This is a genomic window from Streptomyces sp. NPDC057939, assembly GCF_042887545.1.
Lineage (GTDB): Bacteria > Actinomycetota > Actinomycetes > Streptomycetales > Streptomycetaceae > Streptomyces.
The window spans coordinates 174348-190167 of sequence record NZ_JBHVPG010000007.1; the positions used below are offsets into that span (position 1 = coordinate 174348).

Below are 15820 nucleotides of genomic sequence, written 5' to 3' on the forward strand. Positions count from 1 at the left end.
TCAGGTCTTCGCCCCTGCCAGGGCGAGACCCAGGGTGTGTTCGTCGGCGTCGTCGCGGGTGTAGGAGGCCGAGATCCGGCCCTCGTACATCACCAGGATCCGGTCCGACAGGCCGCGGATCTCGCTGAGTTCGGCCGAGACGAGGAGGACCGCGTGGCCCGCGTCGCGGTGGGCGATCAGCTGGTCGTGGATGTGGCGGACCGCGCCGATGTCCACCCCGCGAGTGGGTTGTTCCACCAGCAACAGTGGTGCCTCGTGGGCGAGTTCGCGGCCGACGACCAGCTTCTGCAGGTTGCCGCCGGACAGGGTGCCCGCGGGGGCGTCGGGTGAGGGTGCCTTGATGCCGAAGCCTTCGATCAGGGCGCGGCCGTGCGCGCGCAGGGATTTGGGGTGCAGCAGTCCGCGCCTGGTGGCGAGCCGTCGCCGGTGGTGGCCCATCGCCAGGTTCTCCGCGACGGAGGCTGCGGGCGCGGTGCCCACCGCCGCCCGGTCCTCCGGTACGTGGGCGAGGCCCGCCTCGCGGCGCGCGGCCGGCGAGGCGTGGGTGATGTCGCGGCCCGCGAGCTCGACGCGGCCTGTGTCGACGGGGCGCAACCCGGCGAGTGCCTCGATGAGCTCGCTCTGGCCGTTGCCCGCGACGCCGGCGATCCCGACGATCTCTCCGGCCCGCACGGTCAGGTCCACTCCGCGCACCCCGGACACGGACAGCACCACCTCGCCGGGGGCGCCGGTCGGGTGGACCCGTTCGAGCTCGACCCGGCGTCCGGTCATCGCCTCGGCGATCTCGGCCGCCGTGGTGTCGGAGGTGCGCAGCCGGGCGGTGACCCGCCCGTCTCGCAGCACCGTGACGTTGTCGGTCCCCTCCAGCACTTCGTTCAGCTTGTGGGTGACGAGGATCACCGAACGCCCCTGATCCGCAAGTGACTTCAGGACGGTGAAGAGCCTGCCGGCCTCGTCGGGGGTGAGGACGGCGGTCGGCTCGTCGAGGATCAGCACGCGGGCCCCGCGGTACAGCAGTTTGAGGATCTCCACCCGCTGCCGCACCCCGACGGGCAGGGTCGCGACCCTGGCGTCCGGGTCCACCGGCAGCCCGTGCTCCTCGGCGAGTTCGCCGACCCGGCGGCGCGCGGCGGCACGGTCGAGGAGGCCGAACCGGCGCGGCTCGGCGCGGAGGACGACGTTCTCGGCGACGGTGAGCGAGTCGAACAGCCGGAAGTCCTGGTGGACCATGCCGAGCCCGGCGGCGATCGCGTCGGCCGGGCCGGAGAAGTTCACCTCGCGGCCGTCCACGCGGATCGTGCCCGCGTCCGGCCGCTCCGTCCCGTACAGGACGGACATGAGGGTGGACTTTCCGGCGCCGTTCTCCCCCATCAGGGCGTGGATCTCGCCGTGTCGGACGCTGAGGTCGACCGCGTCGTTGGCCAGGGTTCCGGGGTAGCGCTTGGTGATGCCCGACAGTTCGACGGCCGTCCCCGCGCGACTACTTGGCGGCGGGGTCATCGACCTTCAGCTCCCCGGAGACGATCTGGTCGCGCAGCTGCTTGACCCGGTCGAGGACCGGGGCGTGCCGGGCGATGACGCACTGGGAGTCGGCGACGCCCTGCTCCAGGCCGGTCAGGCTGATGCCGCCCTCCTTGAGCCCGTAGGAGACGCTCTGGCCGCCCTTGCCGCCGATCACCTGCTCGATGCCCTTCTCCACGACGACGTCGGTCTTCTTGATCACGTTGTCGACGACGGTGCCGGGCGCCGACGCGCACTGGTTGACGTCCACGCCGTAGGCGAAGGCGCCCTTGGCCTTCGCCGCCTCGAAGACCCCGTAGTTGCCGGCGGCGGCGGCCGCCATCAGCTGGTCCGTCCCGCCCGTGATCAGGGAGCTCGCCTGTTCCTTGGCGCGGGCCGAGTCGTTGAAGGGCGACTGGCCACCGACGAAGCGGGTGCTCGCCTCGCTCGCGGGCGCGGTCTTCTTCGCCCCGGCCGCGAACGGCTCGCTGTAGCGGCGGAACTGGGGCGTGTCGAGCACGTCCACCGCCCCGACCTTGCCGCTCCTGGTCAGCAGTCCGGCCTCGGCTCCGGCCAGGAAGACCCCTTCGTGCTCCCGGAAGACGGCGCAACTCACGTTGGGGAACGTCTGCTTGGTGCAGGCGTCGACCACCAGGAACCGCTGGCCCGGTCGGGCCTCGGCCTGCTGGGCGACCAGGTCGGCGAATTCGAAGCCGACCAGGACGATCACCTCCGGCTGGGCGTCGACCGCGGCCTGGACGTTCTGCTGCCGGGTGGCGGCGTCGGTGGACTCGAACACCTTGGAGCTGCCCGCGTGCGCCTTGGCCGCGGCCTTCACACCGGCCACGGAGAGCTTGAGGAACTCGTTCTGCCCCACCGCGTCCGGGGTGACGAGCGTGAACACCGGGCCGGCGTTCTTGCCGCCCTCCCCTTCCTTCTTCGCCGCCGCGGCGTTGCAGCCGGTGGCGAGCAGGGCCGCTCCCGCGACGGTGGCGGCGAGTCGAAGGGCGCGGGTACGGGATCTCCGGGACATGGAGGTGACCTTCCAGGACGGTACGGGCGTACGGGCTTACGGACGTACGGGGGCGCACGGGCACGGGGTACCGGTGCGAGGGAGTACGGACGTACGGGGGTACGGGGGTACGGGGGTACGGGGGTACGGGGGTACGGGGGCACGGGGGCACGGGGGTACGGGGGCACGCGAAACAGGCGGCCGCTCGGAGGCGAACGGCATGCGGGACACGTGAAATCGGCGTGAAATCAGACGAGTCGCGAAGGGGCTCGTCGGGCGCCGGGCGAGGGTGCGCTCAGCCGCGACAGGCGTCGCTGGCGCACCGGCCGTAGTCGAGGTAGCGGCGCATGGTCAGCAGCATGTGTGCGCTCTCCCCTCGGCTTTTCCTGCAACAGATTGTTGAGGCAGGAGAGTAGCACTGGGGTTGGTGTGACCGGCCCTCCGTCTCGAACTGTGGTTCCCCGGGCTCCTGTACGGTGGCGCGCACCCCTCCCCCCTGTTCCTTTCCAGCCTTTGGAGTGCACTGCCATGACCCGGGAACTGCGTGCCGTCGAGTGGGTCGGTGACGGCCTCGCGCTGATCGACCAGACCGCCCTGCCCCACCGGAAGGAGGTGCTGCGGGTCGCGGACGTGGACGCGCTGGTGGACGCCATCCGGCGGCTCGTGGTGCGCGGTGCCCCGGCGATCGGGGCGGCCGGGGCGTACGGCGTGGCCCTCGCCCTGTTGCAGGGCGAGCGCGAGGGCTGGGACCGTACGCGGATACGCGAGGAGGTCGCCCGGGTCCGGGCGGCCCGGCCGACCGCGGTGAACCTCGCCGTGTCCGTGGACCGGGTGCTGGCGCGGCTGGACGAAGGCGTGACGGCGGTCCTGGCCGAGGCCGCCGCCGTGCAGCGCGAGGACGTGGAGGCCAATCACGCGCTGGGCGGGCACGGCGCGGACTGGCTGCTGAAGCGGCAGGGCGAGGACCGGCAGCTGCGCGTCCTGACCCACTGCAACACCGGCGCCCTCGCCACCGCGGGCTGGGGCACGGCGCTCGGCGTGATCCGTGAACTCCACGCCCGCGGGCGGCTGGAGACGGTGTACGCCGACGAGACGCGACCGCTCCTGCAGGGATCCAGGTTGACCGCCTGGGAACTGGCCGAGGAGGGCATCGCGCACTACGTCCAGGCCGACGGCGCGGCGGCCGGGACCATTCTGCGTCGGGAGGTCGACGTCGCGGTGGTGGGCGCCGACCGGATCGCCGCGAACGGCGACACCGCGAACAAGGTCGGCACGGTCGCCATCGCGCTGGCATGCGCCCATGCCGGCATCCCCTTCATCGTCGCAGCCCCGACCACGACGGTGGACCTGGCGACCGCGAGCGGCGAGGACATCACCATCGAACTCAGGGGCGAGGAGGAGGTGTTGGAGTGGGCGGGCATACGCACCGCGCCGGCCGCCTCCCGTGGCCACAACCCGGCCTTCGACGTGACGCCGGGCAGCCTGGTGACGGCGCTGGTCACCGAGCGGGGCGTACTGGAGGTGTCGGCGGGCGAACTGCCCTCGGAACACCTTGCCTGATCCGGGATACGCCGAAGGGGGCGCCCCCGGGTGGGGGCGCCCTCCGCGCGACGGACCGCTGGGCGTATCAGCCCGTGGCCAGCTCCAGTTCGAGGAGCCATTCCACGATCTCGGTGTGGTGGCGTGCCTGCCGCGGCGAATCGCCCCACGCGTACAGGCCGTGTCCCGCGACGACCACCGCGGGCATCCGCGGGTCCCGGGCGGCCTCCAGGCGGTCCCCGAGCACCCTCATGTCCTGGCTGTTCTCGATGACGGGCAGGGTGATCTCCGCGCCTTCCGCCGGATGGCCGACGCCCTTGAGCATCTCCAGGTCCTTCAGGACGATGCCGCCCGGTCGCCTGCGTCCCATGAGCACGGAGGCGACCGTGTGCACGTGCACCACCGCGTTCGCGCCGGTCAGGCGTGCCACCCGCGCGTGCAGTTCGGCTTCGGCGGACGGCCTGCCGCCGCCCACCGCCGCGCCCCGCTCGTCCACCAGCACCACGTCGGCCGGGGTCAGCTCGCCCTTGTCGTGGCCGCTCGCCGTCACGGCCAGCCGGAACGGATCCCGGGAGAGGAGGACCGAGAGGTTGCCGGAGGTACCGCGCATCCAGCCGAAGGAGGCGAATCGTGCCGCCTCGGCCGCCAGCACCGCGCCCGCCCGCTCCAGGTCGTGGCCCACCGTCGTCATGCTCCGCTCCCCACCACTTCGATGTCCTCGAAGGTCCCGGCCCGTACGTGGCCCCGCGAACCCTCTTCGTAGTACGGCTCCCCCGGCCGTCGCACGCCCACCACCCGCCAGCCCGCCGCCCGGGCGGCGTCGAGTTCGCTCCCGCGGTCGGAGAGGAACAACAGCCGGTCGGGTGCGATGCCCGTGTCCGCGGCGATGGCGCGGAAGGATCCGGGCTCCTGCTTCGGTCCCGCGTTCTCGGTGTCGTACCAGCCCGTGACGAGCTCGCGCAGATCCCCCTCGGGGCTGTGCCCGAACCACGCCCGCTGCGCGGCGACCGACCCCGACGAGTACACGTACAGCCGCACGCCCTCGGCACGCCAGCGCCGCAGCGCGGGCACCACGTCGCCGAAGAAGTGCGAGACGAGCTCACCGCGCGCGAACCCCTCGGCCCACAGCACGCCCTGGAGGGTCTTCAGCGGGGTGGCCTTGCGGTCCTCGTCGAGCCAGGCGTTCAGGGTCTGCTCGATCCGGGCCGGGCCGGCGTCCGGTTCCCCCAGTTCCGCCCGTACCTGGGCGAGGGCACGGGCCACCGCCGGTTCCCCGGCCCGCTCGGCGAGCAGTGCGCCGAACCGTTCGCGCGCGTACGGGTACAGCACGTCGACGACGAAGCCGGTGGCACTCGTGGTGCCCTCGATGTCCAGTACGACGGCGTCCACGGTGTCGCTCACGCCGCGTGCTCCGCGGTGATCGTGTCGAAGTCGGGGAAGCGGTGGGAGAGGCCGCTGCCGGTGAAGGTGCCGATCCAGCCGTCCTCCTCGTGGAAGAAGCGGATGGCGGTGAAGGCGGGCCGGGTGCCCATGTCGAACCAGTGCGTGGTGCCCTTCGGCACACCCAGGAGGTCGCCCCGCTCGCACAGCACCGCGTGGACCTCGCCGCCCACGTGCAGGTAGAAGATGCCGGAGCCGGCGACGAAGAAGCGCACCTCGTCGTCGTCATCGTGCGTGTGCTCCTCCAGGAACTTCGCCCTCGCGACCTTCGCCGTCTCGGCGAAACCGGGGTCGTCGCCGGGGTGCAGCGCGACCACGTCGACGGTGGCGAATCCCTCCGCCGAGGTCAAGCGGTCGATCTCGGCCCGGTAGGCGGTGAGGACGGCGTCGCCGACGGCGTCCGCCGGTACGTCCTCACGGACCGGCCAACGCTCGTAACGGACCCCGATCGGCGCCAGTGCGGCCGCGATCTCGGCGGGGTCGGAGGTGCGGCGCACGACGGTCTCGGGGCCGCTCTCCGGCCAGGTCGTCAGCAGCGTCACGGAATGCTCCAGGGTGGGACGGGAAGGGGGGGCGGGCGTGCGGACCCTGACCCGGGCCTGATTCTCGCCGCCCTTTGTTGCCGCGGCGTGGCGGCCGTATGGCGGCCGCCACGGACCGTCTAGGAGCGGTCGAGCACCCGGGCGAGGAAACGCTGGGTGGCCTGCTCCCGTGGCGCGGTGAACACCTCCTCCGCGGTGCCCTGTTCGACGATCACGCCGCCCTCCAGGAAGCACACCCGGTCCGCGACGTGCCGGGCGAATCCCATCTCGTGCGTTGCCATCAGGATGGTCAGGCCCCGCAGCTTGAGGTCGGCGACCACGTCGAGGACCTCTCCGACCAGTTCCGGGTCGAGCGCCGACGTGATCTCGTCGAAGAGGAGCAGTTCGGGTTCCGTGGCCAGTGCGCGGGCGATGGCGGCGCGCTGCTGCTGACCGCCGGACAGCCGGTCGGGGTGCTCGTGCGCCTTGTCGGCGAGTCCGAGCCGGGCCAGGAGCTCGCGGGCCGACTCCTCGGCCCGCTTGCGGGGTACTCCGTGCACCCGGCGCGGCGCGAGCGTGATGTTGTCCAGCACGCTCAGGTGCGGGAACAGGTTGTACGCCTGGAAGACGATCCCGATCCGTCGACGGGCGACGTCGGGATCCAGGCGGGGATCCGTCAGTTCGCTCTCGCCCAGGTGGACGGTCCCGTCGTCCACGACCTCCAGCAGGTCCACGCAGCGCAGCAGGGTGGACTTACCCGAGCCCGAGCCCCCGATGAGGCAGACGACCTGGTGCTCGGCGACGTCCAGGTCGATCGAACGGAGGACCACGCGCGACCCGTACGACTTGCGTACGCCGCGGATCCGCAGCAGGGGGACGCTCATCGGGTCGCCTCCGCCCAGGTGCGCCGCGCCGCGCGGCGCTGGAGCCGGTCGGCGAAGCGGGTCAAGGGAATGGTCACCGCGATGAACAAGAGGGCCGCTCCCAGGTACGGGGTGTAGTTGAAGTCGTAGTCCGCCTTGATCTGCGCCGCCCTCAGTACTTCGAGCGGACCGAGGACGGCGACCAGCGCGGTGTCCTTCTGCAGTGCGATGAAGTCGTTGAGCAGGGGCGGGAGTACGTTGCGCACGGCCTGGGGCAGTACCACGTGCCGCATGGTCTGGCGTTCGTTGAGCCCCAGGGCCCGTGCGGCGTTGCGCTGCGCAGGGTGGACGGAGTTCAGGCCGGCGCGCAGCACTTCGCCGACGTAGGCGCTGTAGGAGAGGACCAGGGCGATCACTCCGAGCACCCAGGGATCGGAGGGGGTGCCCTGGAGTCGCAGGGCCGGCAGCCCGAAGCCTATGAGGAAGACCAGCAGCAGGGTGGGCACCCCGCGGAAGACGTCCACGTAGACGGTCGCGGCCAGTCTCAGCGGTTGCAGGCCCGGGGCACGGGACGTCCTGACGAGGGCGATGAGCAGTCCCAGGACCAGGATCAGTACCTCGGCGACGAGGAACATCTGGATGTTCAGCCAGAAGGCGCGCAGGAGTTCGGGGAAGGCATCCCGGAACTCGGCGCCGTCCAGGAACAGGCTGCGGACGCGTTCCCAGCCCGGCGAGGCGACCGCGGCCGTGGCCACCACCGCCAGCGCGAGCAGTGTGCACAGGGCCGCCGTCCAGGTGTGCCGCCGCTTGCGGGAGCGGCGGAAGCGCTCCCGCTCCTGCTCGTGGGCGCTCGGTTGGTGGTGGTCGTCCGGGGGCGGCGCCGACCGGTGCGGCGCGTCCGTCTTGTCGAGCTCTTCGAGCTTTTCGAGGTCCACGGTCGACCCGCTACGGCTTCAGCTCGGGGACGTTCGCCGAGGCGGACAGCCATTGCTCGGTGAGCTTGGCGATGGTGCCGTCGGCCTTGAGCGCGTTCAGGGCCTGGTTGACGCAGGTGGTGTACTTGCTGCCCTTGGGCAGGAGCAGACCGAACTCCTCGGGCGTGCCGCCCGCATAGCCGAACTGACCGACGATCTTCGCGTTGTTCAGCTCTGCGCCGGCCAGGTAGAACACGGTCGGCAGATCGGTGACGATCGCGTCGATCTGACCGTTCTTCAGGGCGTTGAGCTCGTCGTTGGTGGTGTTGAACACGCTCGGTCCGCGCGAGGGCTTCAACTGGTCGAGCACGGCCTGGTAACTGGTGGTGGCGACCTGCACGCCGATCCTGGCCTCCTTGAGCGCGGTCAGCGACGTGGCCTTCGCGAAGGGGGAGTTGTCCAGGGTGAGCACGGCCTGGTCGGCGGTGTAGTAGCTGGTGGAGAAGTCCACCGCCTGCGCGCGCTGCGGGGTGATGGAGATCTGGTTGATGTCGAAGTCGAAGTTCTTCGCGCCGGGGGCGTAGGAGTGGGCGAACGGTTCGACGACCCATTTCACCTGCTCCCGGCCGAAGCCGAGTCTCCCGGCCACCGCGTAGGCGACGGCGCTTTCGAAGCCCTTCCCGTTGGCCGGGGTGTTGCTGTCGAACCAGGGCGCGTACGCCGGGGAGTCGGTCGCGACGGTCAACTGCCCGCTCTTGTGCAGGCCGGGGCTTGCGGTCGTGCAGTCGGGGCCGGCGGAGCCGGTCGCCCCGGCGGGGCTCTCCGGCTGGGGGGCGCAGGCGGCGATCGTCAGCGCCACGGCGACGGCGGAAGCCGAAAGGGCTATGCGGGTACGGGACATGGGGTGGTCCTTCGAAGAGTCCGAAAAAGAGGTACACGAACGGGCCGACGCCGTGCGTTCAGCGACAGAGATCGGCGGCGCAGCGCACGTTGTCCACGTGGCGGCGGCGTACCAGCAGAAGTGTTCCGGACATGTGTTTCAGCATTCCGGTTGGTGGAGCGCGGTGTCAATCTCAATGGACGCCGCAGGGTAACGCGCTGATAACATGTCAGATGGTGAGATGGAATACCTGGTCGCCCTGGCTCAAGCCGAACAGTTCGGCTGCCGAACCGCCGCGGACCACCAGCTCGGCAAAGCCGATCCCGGAACTCCCGATGGTGATTCCGGGCTCGCCGAGCGGTACGTCGGGCAGCCGGTCGTAACAACGCACCCGGACGCGACGGCCGTCGTGCCGGCTCCGAACGGTCAGCCCCTCGGTCCCGTCGTAGCCGGGCAGCTCCACGGCCGGCCGGTCGAGTTTGCAGTTGCCGAAGTTGTCCACGACGGCGACCCGCACGGGCTGCTCGTCGGACGGGCGCACCGCGAGGGGCAGCGAGGGCACGGGGCGGCCGTCCGCCAGCCACCGGGCCAGCAGGGGGACGTACCAGAGGCTGCGGAACTGGGTCCGCACGATCTCCTCGACCTCGGCCGTCGTCAGCTCCGCCCAACCGGCGGCCGCGGCTTCCACCACCTCGCGGACGTCGGTGACCTGCACCTCGTCCAGTCCCAGGTAGCCGGCCAGCGGGGCGAGGACCCGTGGGCTCGCGGTGCTGATGACCAGGTGCTGCCCGTGCCGGAAGTAGCAGAACGGCACGCCGTTGGGCCAGTGCCCGTCCCGCGGGGCGATGTTGACCAGGACGACGACGGGCCTGGTCGGGCCGCCGGTCAGGTCCGTGGAGCGGAGCAGGTCGAGCAGGGTGAGTGCGGCGGCGCCCTCCGGGTCCGGCCCGCTGATCGGCAGGACGGTCGGAGTGGCACCGAAGAGGGTGGCGATCCTGGCGGACTGGCGGGCCAGCGCGTTGGAATCGGCACAGTCGGTCAGGGCTACGACGGGAAGGTCGGTCATGGCAGGTCTCTCGCTCCTGTCGGCTGAGAGTGGGCGGGTGCTGGAATGTCGAGGAGGAAATCCGGGGGAATTCACCGACCCGGATCGGGCGATGGCCGGGGCGGGCGAGCGGGTCGGGGCAACAAAAAAGGACCCTCCGTTTCCGGAGGGTCCGTCGCATCTGTGCGCGCACGACTTCGCTAGCGAAGCGCCTCCGAATTGCGGGGCATCATTCGCATCATGGCGAGGTTGGTGAGCTGCATGGACGGGACTGTAGCAGTCGCCGGGAGTGTCGGTGACAACCATCCATTCCGTGGACGACCCCCGGACAGGACCGGGGGACAGGACCGGGAATTCAGGGCCCGCGGGACGCGTCCGGATCGGCTGTCGCCGGTCCGCCGGGCCCGGTACGGAAGTGCCCACCCGGTGCGGAACGCCGTGACGGCGCCCGCACCGGGTGGGCGGGGTGGGGCGGCCCGGGGTCAGCGGGTGGTGTAGCCGCCGTTGAGGAACAGGGTCTGGCCGTTGGCCCACCAGCCCTCGGTGAGCATGTGCCGGACCCACGGCACGATGTCCTCGATCTTCGTCAGGTCGCCGTTCATCGCCGAGGACTTGTGGTAGGCGACGGAGTCGTCGTCCTCGGCGGGGTAGAAGAACGAGGTGTCCATCGGTCCGGGCGCGATGTTGTTGACGGAGATGTTCCGACCGAACAGCTCCTTGGACAGGGCGCGGGTGAAGTGCTCGACGGGGGCCTTGCTGCCCGCGTACGAGGAGTACAGGCCGGTGTAGGCGGCCAGCAGCGAGGTGACGATGGTGATGATCTTGCCGCCGTCCTCCATGCGGCGGGCGGCCTCGCGCATCACGAAGAACGCGGCCTTGGAGTTGACCGCGAACATCTGGTCGTACTCCTCCTCCGTGATCTGGGTGAGGGGCTTCTTGAGGACCATGCCGGCCGTGTTGACGCTGTAGTCCAACTTTCCGAACCGGCTCAGGACCTCGTCGAAGACCCGCTCGACCTCGGATACGCGGGTGAGGTCGCCCTGGATCGCGAACGCCTCGCCGGGGCCGGCGTTGATCTGCGCGACCACGTCCTCGGCCTTGGCCCGCGAGGAGTCGCTGTTGTAGTGGACGGCGACCTTGGCGCCCTCGGCGCCGAGCGTGCTGCTGATCAACCCGCCGAGATTGCGGGACGCGCCGCCGACGAAGGCGACCTTCCCGTTGAGCGTCTTGTCAGGGGTGTTCACCATGGCTGTCTCCTTTGAGAGCAGGGGTGGGTGTGCCCCGCGGGCCGTGTGAGGGGGCGCACCCGCGTTCAGCAGCATGCGCCGGGCCCGAGGGGAAGTTCTTGGACGATCCGCGCGGAAGGTTGGACGATCCGCGCATCGGTTCCGTACCGGCGCGTAGCGTGACGGCGGTAGCACGCGCCGCGGGCTTCGGGGAGAATCGCGAACGTGGTCGGTTCCTTCATCAAGCCCGGTCTGCACGTCCTCAGCAGCAGCGCGGACGACATGAGGCACGCCGTCGTCGAACGCGGCGTGGAGCGTGCCGCCGGCCGCGAGGACACCGCGCCGCCCGCCGCCGGGCCGCGCACGCACGTGCTCGTGGTGCACACGGGGGCACCCGCGGACCTGTCGTGGAACGCGGACGGGGCCGCCCGCCGGGCCCGGTTCCACACCGGGGAGGCCCTGGTCAACCCGGCCGGATACGCCTCGCGGCCGCGCTGGCGGGACGACGTCGAGCTGATGCTGCTCTCCATCGACCCCCAGTGGCTGGGGGCCCAGGCCCGCGGCGGCGGAGCCGTGCCGGACCTGCGGCCGGATTTCCACTTCACCGACCCCCTGTTGACCTTGCTGGTGCAGCGCCTGGTCGCCGAGTACGAGGCGCCCGGACCGGCCGACCCGCTGTACGTGGAGTCCCTGGTGCAGACGGCAGCCGCGATCGTGCTGCGGCGGTGCGCCCAGGGTGACGAGCCACGGCCGCGGGAGGGTGGCCTGCCCGCCCGGCGCCTGGCGGAGCTGCGCGACTACATCCACCTGCACCTGGCCCGGCGCATCACCCTGGAGGAGCTGTCCACGGTCGCCGGTGTCAGTACCGCGCACCTGAACCGGCTGTTCCGGGCTTCGCTGGGCGAGAGCCCGCACCAGTACGTGCTGCGGCAGCGTGTCGAGCGGGCCCAGAACGCCCTGCTCCACGGCGACGACAGCATCGCCGACATCGCCGTGGCGCACGGGTTCTCCGACCAGAGCCACCTCACCCGCGTGCTGCGACGGACGACCGGCCTGACGCCCGGGGTGCTGCGTGAGGACCGGACCCGAGGGCCGTCGGGCGGCTGAACCGGGGACGGCCCCACGGCCTCGACGACGTCGGGCCACCCTGCCCATGCGGCGGGCGCGGGCAACGATGAGGCATGCACTGCTCCGGTTCGTGCCGAATGGGTTCCTGAACGCACGCACGCCGCCCCGCTCCCCGGCGGGACGGGCGGACAGACCTGACAGATTTACGCATATGGGGCATGGATCCTGTGACTCGACACGCACACGGAAGCGCTCGCGAAGGCACCCGTGGAGGCACCCGTGGAGGCACCCGTACCGAAACGGATCGCGAAGGTCCCCGAAGGGGCGCGGGCCCGCGCGCGTACGGACCCGGAACCCGAGGGCGGACCACCGGAACGGCTCCGCCCAGGGGCGCCGCGCCGGGGCTCAGTCGCCGCAGCCCCCACCGCCGCTTCCGCAGCCGTCTCCCCCGCCGCCGCAGCCCGCGTCGCCGCCCCCGCTGTCGCGACGGCCGCCCGACCGGGGCTTGCCCGTGGTTTCCCGGTGGGCCAGCAGGAAGACCAAGCCCCAGCCGACGACGGTCATGGTCAGAACGATCAGGAAGGCCGCGGCATGGCTGCTCATGGGAGCGGTGTGCCCGGCCGCCCGGCCTGGAACACATGCCTCCGCCGGCGCCGTCCGACGGGCGGTCACCCGCCGGTACGCCGAACGCGCGTCCGGTCCGGGTGTCGTTGCCAGGGCGCCTCCGCCATGGTCGTACTCGGGGTCGTTACGCAAGGTCCTGCTCGGTCCACACGGTCTTGCCGGCGGCCGTGTAGCGGATGCCCCACCGCTGGGCGAGCTGCGCGACGATGAACAGGCCCCGGCCGCCCTCGTCCACGGCGCGCGCGTGGCGCAGGTGCGGACTCGTGGTGCTCGCGTCGTGGACCTCGCAGGTGAGGGTGCGGTCCTTGATGAGGCGTAGCCGCAGGGGCGGGCTGCCGTGGCGCAGTGCGTTGGTGACCAGTTCGCTGACGATCAGTTCGGTCGCGGCCGCGGTGTCGTCCTCCACTCCCCAGCTCTTGAGCGTCCGGCGTGCGTGCCCGCGAGCGGTGGCCGCCTCGGAGAGTTCGTCGGCCAGGAGCCAGGTGGCCGCGCCGTCTGCGGGGAGGGGCCGGGTGCGGGCCAGCAGGAGGACCGCGTCACCGTCGCCGCCGCGGGTCCCGAGCGCGTACAGGACGTTGTCGCACAGGTCCTGGAGGGGTGGGCCGGGGCGGGCTAGGACCTCGCGGAGCACGTCGGGGACGTCATCGGTGGTGGCCGGGGCCGCCCTGAGCAGTCCGGGCGTGTAGAGGGCGAGGGTGCTGCCTTCGGTGAGTTCGACGGTCGTGGTGGCGAAGGGCCAGCCCCCGCCGTCGCCCAGCACCGGCCCGACGGCGAGGTCCGCGGCCTCGGCCGACCCGTCGGGACGGACGATCACCGGCGGAGTCGGCTGGCCCGCGCAGGCGAACGTCCAGGTCCGTTCGAAGGGGTCGTACACCCCGTAGAGGCAGCTCGCGGACAGCGGTGGCAGGCGGGCGGGTTGGCCCGTGGCCTGGGCCGCGCGTTCGGCGGCGAGGAAGCCCGCGGTGTCGTCGAGGCGGGCCAGGAGCTCGTCGGGTTCCAGGTCCAGGGCGGCCAGGGCGTGGACGACCGTGCGCAGTTGGCCCATGGTCGTCGCGGTGTGGATGCCGTGTCCGGAGACGTTGCCGACGACGAGGGCGGTGCGGGCGCCCGACAGGGCGATCACGTCGAACCAGCCGCCGCCCCCGCCCTCGGCCGGGACGTGCAGGTGGGCCGTGTCGACGGTGCTCCGACCCACGGGGTGGCGCGGCAGCAGATGTCGTTGGACGGTCGCGGCGATGGTGTGCTCGCGGGTGAAGCGGCGGGCGTTGTCGACGCACAGTGCGGTGTGGGCGCACACCTCGCGGACGAGACCGAGATCGCCCTCGTTGAAGGGGGACGAGTCCGCCGTGCGGTACAGGCTGACCAGACCCAGGACGCTGCCGCGCAGGGCCAGCGGGGCCACCAGCAGGCTGTGGGCCCCGGAGGCTCGGATCGCGCCGGCCCTCCTCGGGTCGGTCCCGAGCCACGGGCTGTCCTCGTCCAGGGCGACGATCCGCGGGTGCAGGTCCGTCAACGTGCGGCTGTAGGGGGTGGGATTGCGAAGACTGCGCACGTCACCCACCGGATGGGCCTGCTCCTGCCGACCGCCGCCACCTGACCGGAACGCCGCGCGGCGCAACGGCACGTCCTGCGCGAGCGGGCCCGCCGGGGGTTCCTCGCCCCGGACCACCGCCTCCACGACCTCGACCACGGCGACGTCCGCGAAAGCCGCCACGAGGGTCTCCGCCAGCTCCTCGCAGGTGGTGATCGCGTCGAGGGACTGCCCCACCCGCTCGCGCACCGCGTCCAGCACCCGGAGCCGGGCGCGCGCCTCCTCCGCCTCGGTGACGTCGACGGCCGCGACCGCCACCCCCAGAACCGTGCCCTCGTCGTCGCTCAGGCGGAACACCGACACCGAGCGCGCCCGCTCCCGGCCCCGGTCGGACACCAGCCGGGTGCGCACCAGTCGTTCCCGGACCGGCACTCCGGTCTCAAGAACCCCGCGGATCATCTCCGTGACCTCGCCGGGCGAGTTCAGTCCCGTGAAGACCTCGGCGAAGCGCCGCCCCAGCAGGTCCTCCACGGGAACGTGGTGCATGGAGCGCGTGGCGGTGTTGATCCGTACCAGCCTCAGGTCCGTGTCCAGGACGTGCAGGCCCACCGGCGACTGGGTGAACAGGGCGTCCAACACCGCCAGGTCCAGGTCCCCGGGGACACCTTGCCCCGCCCGCCGGGACGGATCGTCGTGCGTCATCCCGATCACCTCCGTGGCCCAGCCTGCACGACCGGCGCGCCACCTGCCTTTCGCGCAGCCGGGAAGTAGCTCGATCAGCCTCCGCACCCGGACGCGGGGCGGTGCGGGACGCGGGCCGCTCCGCCCCCGGCCGACCCGTCATCGGCCCGTGGGGGCGGCTTCGTCCGCGCGCCGAGGAACCGGGCGTCCGCCGCGGCGTTTCGGGAGGTCCCGGGAAACGCTCCCCGCCTTACATTGGCGCGCATGGCACCCACCGCACGCACCACCGCCCAGCGCTACCCGGAGCGCGTCAGCCACGACCGGGAGGCCGCCTACGCGATCCTGGACGAAGCGCTCGCGGTGCACGTCGGCTTCGGCACCGACGACGGCCCGATGGTCATTCCGACCCTGCACACGCGCGAGGGCGACCGGATCCTCCTGCACGGTTCGGTCCACGGGCGCTTCGTGAGCAGCGCCGCGGCCGGCATCCCGATCTGCGTCACGGCGACGCTGATCGACGGCCTGATCCTCGGCCGGGCCGCCTCGCACCACTCGGCCGCCTACCGCTCCGTGATGGTCTTCGGGCGGGCCACCGGGATCGAGGACGTGGAGGAGCGCGCCGACGCCCTGGCCCGCATCGTGGAATGCGTCGTCCCGGGCCGGATGTCCGGTCCCCACGCGGCCCGCCGCCCCAGCATCGAGGAGGCTCGGTACACCGCGGTCCTCACGCTGCCGATCGAGGAGTTCTCGGTCAAGACCCGCAGCGGTTTCGCCCGGGACGAACCCAAGGACGACGCGGTCGAGGCCTGGGCCGGCTTCATCCCCTTCGGCTCGACCACCGGGGCCCCCGTGCCGGACGCCATCACCGGCACGCGTTTCCCGGCCCCCGACGCGGCCCTCCTGGACCGCACCCGCCGGCAGCGCTGAGGCGCGGCGGCCCCGTACGCCCCCGGGCCCTCGCGGGCCGCGTTCCACC

15 protein-coding genes are annotated in these 15820 nt (G+C 71.9%); 3 read left to right on the forward strand and 12 right to left on the reverse strand.

The genetic code is table 11. The features are described from left to right. Together ACFVS6_RS11370 and ACFVS6_RS11375 are read right to left on the reverse strand one after the other, a co-directional pair. Positions 1-1500, reverse strand: a complete 1500-nt coding sequence (locus ACFVS6_RS11370) for an ABC transporter ATP-binding protein (protein ID WP_389702793.1) — start codon at positions 1498-1500, stop codon at positions 1-3. Beyond that, complete coding sequence (locus ACFVS6_RS11375; RefSeq protein WP_389702794.1) at positions 1481-2533, reverse strand: BMP family ABC transporter substrate-binding protein; 1053 nt, start codon at positions 2531-2533, stop codon at positions 1481-1483. The genes ACFVS6_RS11370 and ACFVS6_RS11375 overlap by 20 nt, the downstream gene beginning before the upstream one ends. 507 nt (positions 2534-3040) lie before the next feature. Between ACFVS6_RS11375 and mtnA the strand changes: the two genes are divergently transcribed. Then, a complete protein-coding gene (gene mtnA, locus ACFVS6_RS11380) occupies positions 3041-4072 on the forward strand; it encodes an S-methyl-5-thioribose-1-phosphate isomerase (RefSeq protein WP_389702796.1) in 1032 nt (343 codons plus the stop codon). A 67-nt stretch (positions 4073-4139) separates the two neighbouring features. Here the strand turns inward: mtnA and mtnB are convergent, their stop codons facing one another. The 8 genes from mtnB to ACFVS6_RS11420 form a co-directional block, all read right to left on the reverse strand. Further along, a complete protein-coding gene (mtnB, locus tag ACFVS6_RS11385; RefSeq protein ID WP_389702798.1) occupies positions 4140-4742 on the reverse strand; it encodes a methylthioribulose 1-phosphate dehydratase in 603 nt (200 codons plus the stop codon). Next, positions 4739-5452: an acireductone synthase gene (gene mtnC, locus ACFVS6_RS11390; RefSeq protein ID WP_389702799.1), complete on the reverse strand. Its 714-nt coding sequence runs from the start codon at positions 5450-5452 to the stop codon at positions 4739-4741. Before mtnC ends, mtnB begins: the two co-directional genes overlap by 4 nt. Further along, positions 5449-6033: an acireductone dioxygenase gene (locus ACFVS6_RS11395; RefSeq protein WP_389702801.1), complete on the reverse strand. Its 585-nt coding sequence runs from the start codon at positions 6031-6033 to the stop codon at positions 5449-5451. Before ACFVS6_RS11395 ends, mtnC begins: the two co-directional genes overlap by 4 nt. Positions 6034-6152: 119 nt before the next feature. Continuing rightward, the gene (locus ACFVS6_RS11400; RefSeq protein WP_389702803.1) at positions 6153-6896 is read right to left on the reverse strand and encodes an amino acid ABC transporter ATP-binding protein; all 744 of its coding nucleotides are present in this window, start codon (positions 6894-6896) and stop codon (positions 6153-6155) included. Further along, positions 6893-7810 (reverse strand): amino acid ABC transporter permease, encoded by a 918-nt coding sequence (locus ACFVS6_RS11405; protein ID WP_389702805.1) that lies wholly within the window; start codon positions 7808-7810, stop codon positions 6893-6895. Before ACFVS6_RS11405 ends, ACFVS6_RS11400 begins: the two co-directional genes overlap by 4 nt. Before the next feature lie 10 nt (positions 7811-7820). Then, positions 7821-8690, reverse strand: coding sequence for an ABC transporter substrate-binding protein (locus ACFVS6_RS11410; RefSeq protein ID WP_389702807.1), 870 nt, complete (start codon positions 8688-8690; stop codon positions 7821-7823). A 208-nt stretch (positions 8691-8898) separates the two neighbouring features. After that, positions 8899-9735 (reverse strand): SAM hydroxide adenosyltransferase, encoded by an 837-nt coding sequence (locus ACFVS6_RS11415; protein ID WP_389702808.1) that lies wholly within the window; start codon positions 9733-9735, stop codon positions 8899-8901. Positions 9736-10196: 461 nt separating this feature from the next. Then, complete coding sequence (locus ACFVS6_RS11420; protein WP_389702810.1) at positions 10197-10961, reverse strand: SDR family oxidoreductase; 765 nt, start codon at positions 10959-10961, stop codon at positions 10197-10199. Positions 10962-11165: 204 nt separating this feature from the next. Here ACFVS6_RS11420 and ACFVS6_RS11425 point away from each other — a divergent pair, with 204 nt between their 5' ends. After that, positions 11166-12047: a helix-turn-helix domain-containing protein gene (locus ACFVS6_RS11425; RefSeq protein WP_389702812.1), complete on the forward strand. Its 882-nt coding sequence runs from the start codon at positions 11166-11168 to the stop codon at positions 12045-12047. Between the two features lie 366 nt (positions 12048-12413). Here the strand turns inward: ACFVS6_RS11425 and ACFVS6_RS11430 are convergent, their stop codons facing one another. Both ACFVS6_RS11430 and ACFVS6_RS11435 read right to left on the reverse strand, forming a co-directional pair. Further along, complete coding sequence (locus ACFVS6_RS11430; RefSeq protein ID WP_389702814.1) at positions 12414-12611, reverse strand: hypothetical protein; 198 nt, start codon at positions 12609-12611, stop codon at positions 12414-12416. Between the two features lie 145 nt (positions 12612-12756). Then, positions 12757-14865: a SpoIIE family protein phosphatase gene (locus ACFVS6_RS11435; protein ID WP_389702816.1), complete on the reverse strand. Its 2109-nt coding sequence runs from the start codon at positions 14863-14865 to the stop codon at positions 12757-12759. 243 nt (positions 14866-15108) lie between these two features. Between ACFVS6_RS11435 and ACFVS6_RS11440 the strand changes: the two genes are divergently transcribed. Then, positions 15109-15771 (forward strand): pyridoxamine 5'-phosphate oxidase family protein, encoded by a 663-nt coding sequence (locus ACFVS6_RS11440; protein ID WP_389702818.1) that lies wholly within the window; start codon positions 15109-15111, stop codon positions 15769-15771. Positions 15772-15820 lie beyond the last annotated feature (49 nt).

Excerpts from the sequence above, each read along its gene's own strand:
- mtnB (WP_389702798.1), bottom strand. The coding sequence starts at position 4,742 with ATGACGACGGTGGGCCACGACCTGGAGCGGGCGGGCGCGGTGCTGGCG.
- ACFVS6_RS11435 (WP_389702816.1), bottom strand. The coding sequence starts at position 14,865 with ATGACGCACGACGATCCGTCCCGGCGGGCGGGGCAAGGTGTCCCCGGG.
- ACFVS6_RS11400 (WP_389702803.1), bottom strand. The coding sequence starts at position 6,896 with ATGAGCGTCCCCCTGCTGCGGATCCGCGGCGTACGCAAGTCGTACGGG.
- ACFVS6_RS11415 (WP_389702808.1), bottom strand. The coding sequence starts at position 9,735 with ATGACCGACCTTCCCGTCGTAGCCCTGACCGACTGTGCCGATTCCAAC.
- ACFVS6_RS11430 (WP_389702814.1), bottom strand. The coding sequence starts at position 12,611 with ATGAGCAGCCATGCCGCGGCCTTCCTGATCGTTCTGACCATGACCGTC.
- ACFVS6_RS11420 (WP_389702810.1), bottom strand. The coding sequence starts at position 10,961 with ATGGTGAACACCCCTGACAAGACGCTCAACGGGAAGGTCGCCTTCGTC.
- ACFVS6_RS11440 (WP_389702818.1), top strand. The coding sequence starts at position 15,109 with ATGGCACCCACCGCACGCACCACCGCCCAGCGCTACCCGGAGCGCGTC.
- mtnA (WP_389702796.1), top strand. The coding sequence starts at position 3,041 with ATGACCCGGGAACTGCGTGCCGTCGAGTGGGTCGGTGACGGCCTCGCG.
- ACFVS6_RS11375 (WP_389702794.1), bottom strand. The coding sequence starts at position 2,533 with ATGTCCCGGAGATCCCGTACCCGCGCCCTTCGACTCGCCGCCACCGTC.
- ACFVS6_RS11410 (WP_389702807.1), bottom strand. The coding sequence starts at position 8,690 with ATGTCCCGTACCCGCATAGCCCTTTCGGCTTCCGCCGTCGCCGTGGCG.
- ACFVS6_RS11370 (WP_389702793.1), bottom strand. The coding sequence starts at position 1,500 with ATGACCCCGCCGCCAAGTAGTCGCGCGGGGACGGCCGTCGAACTGTCG.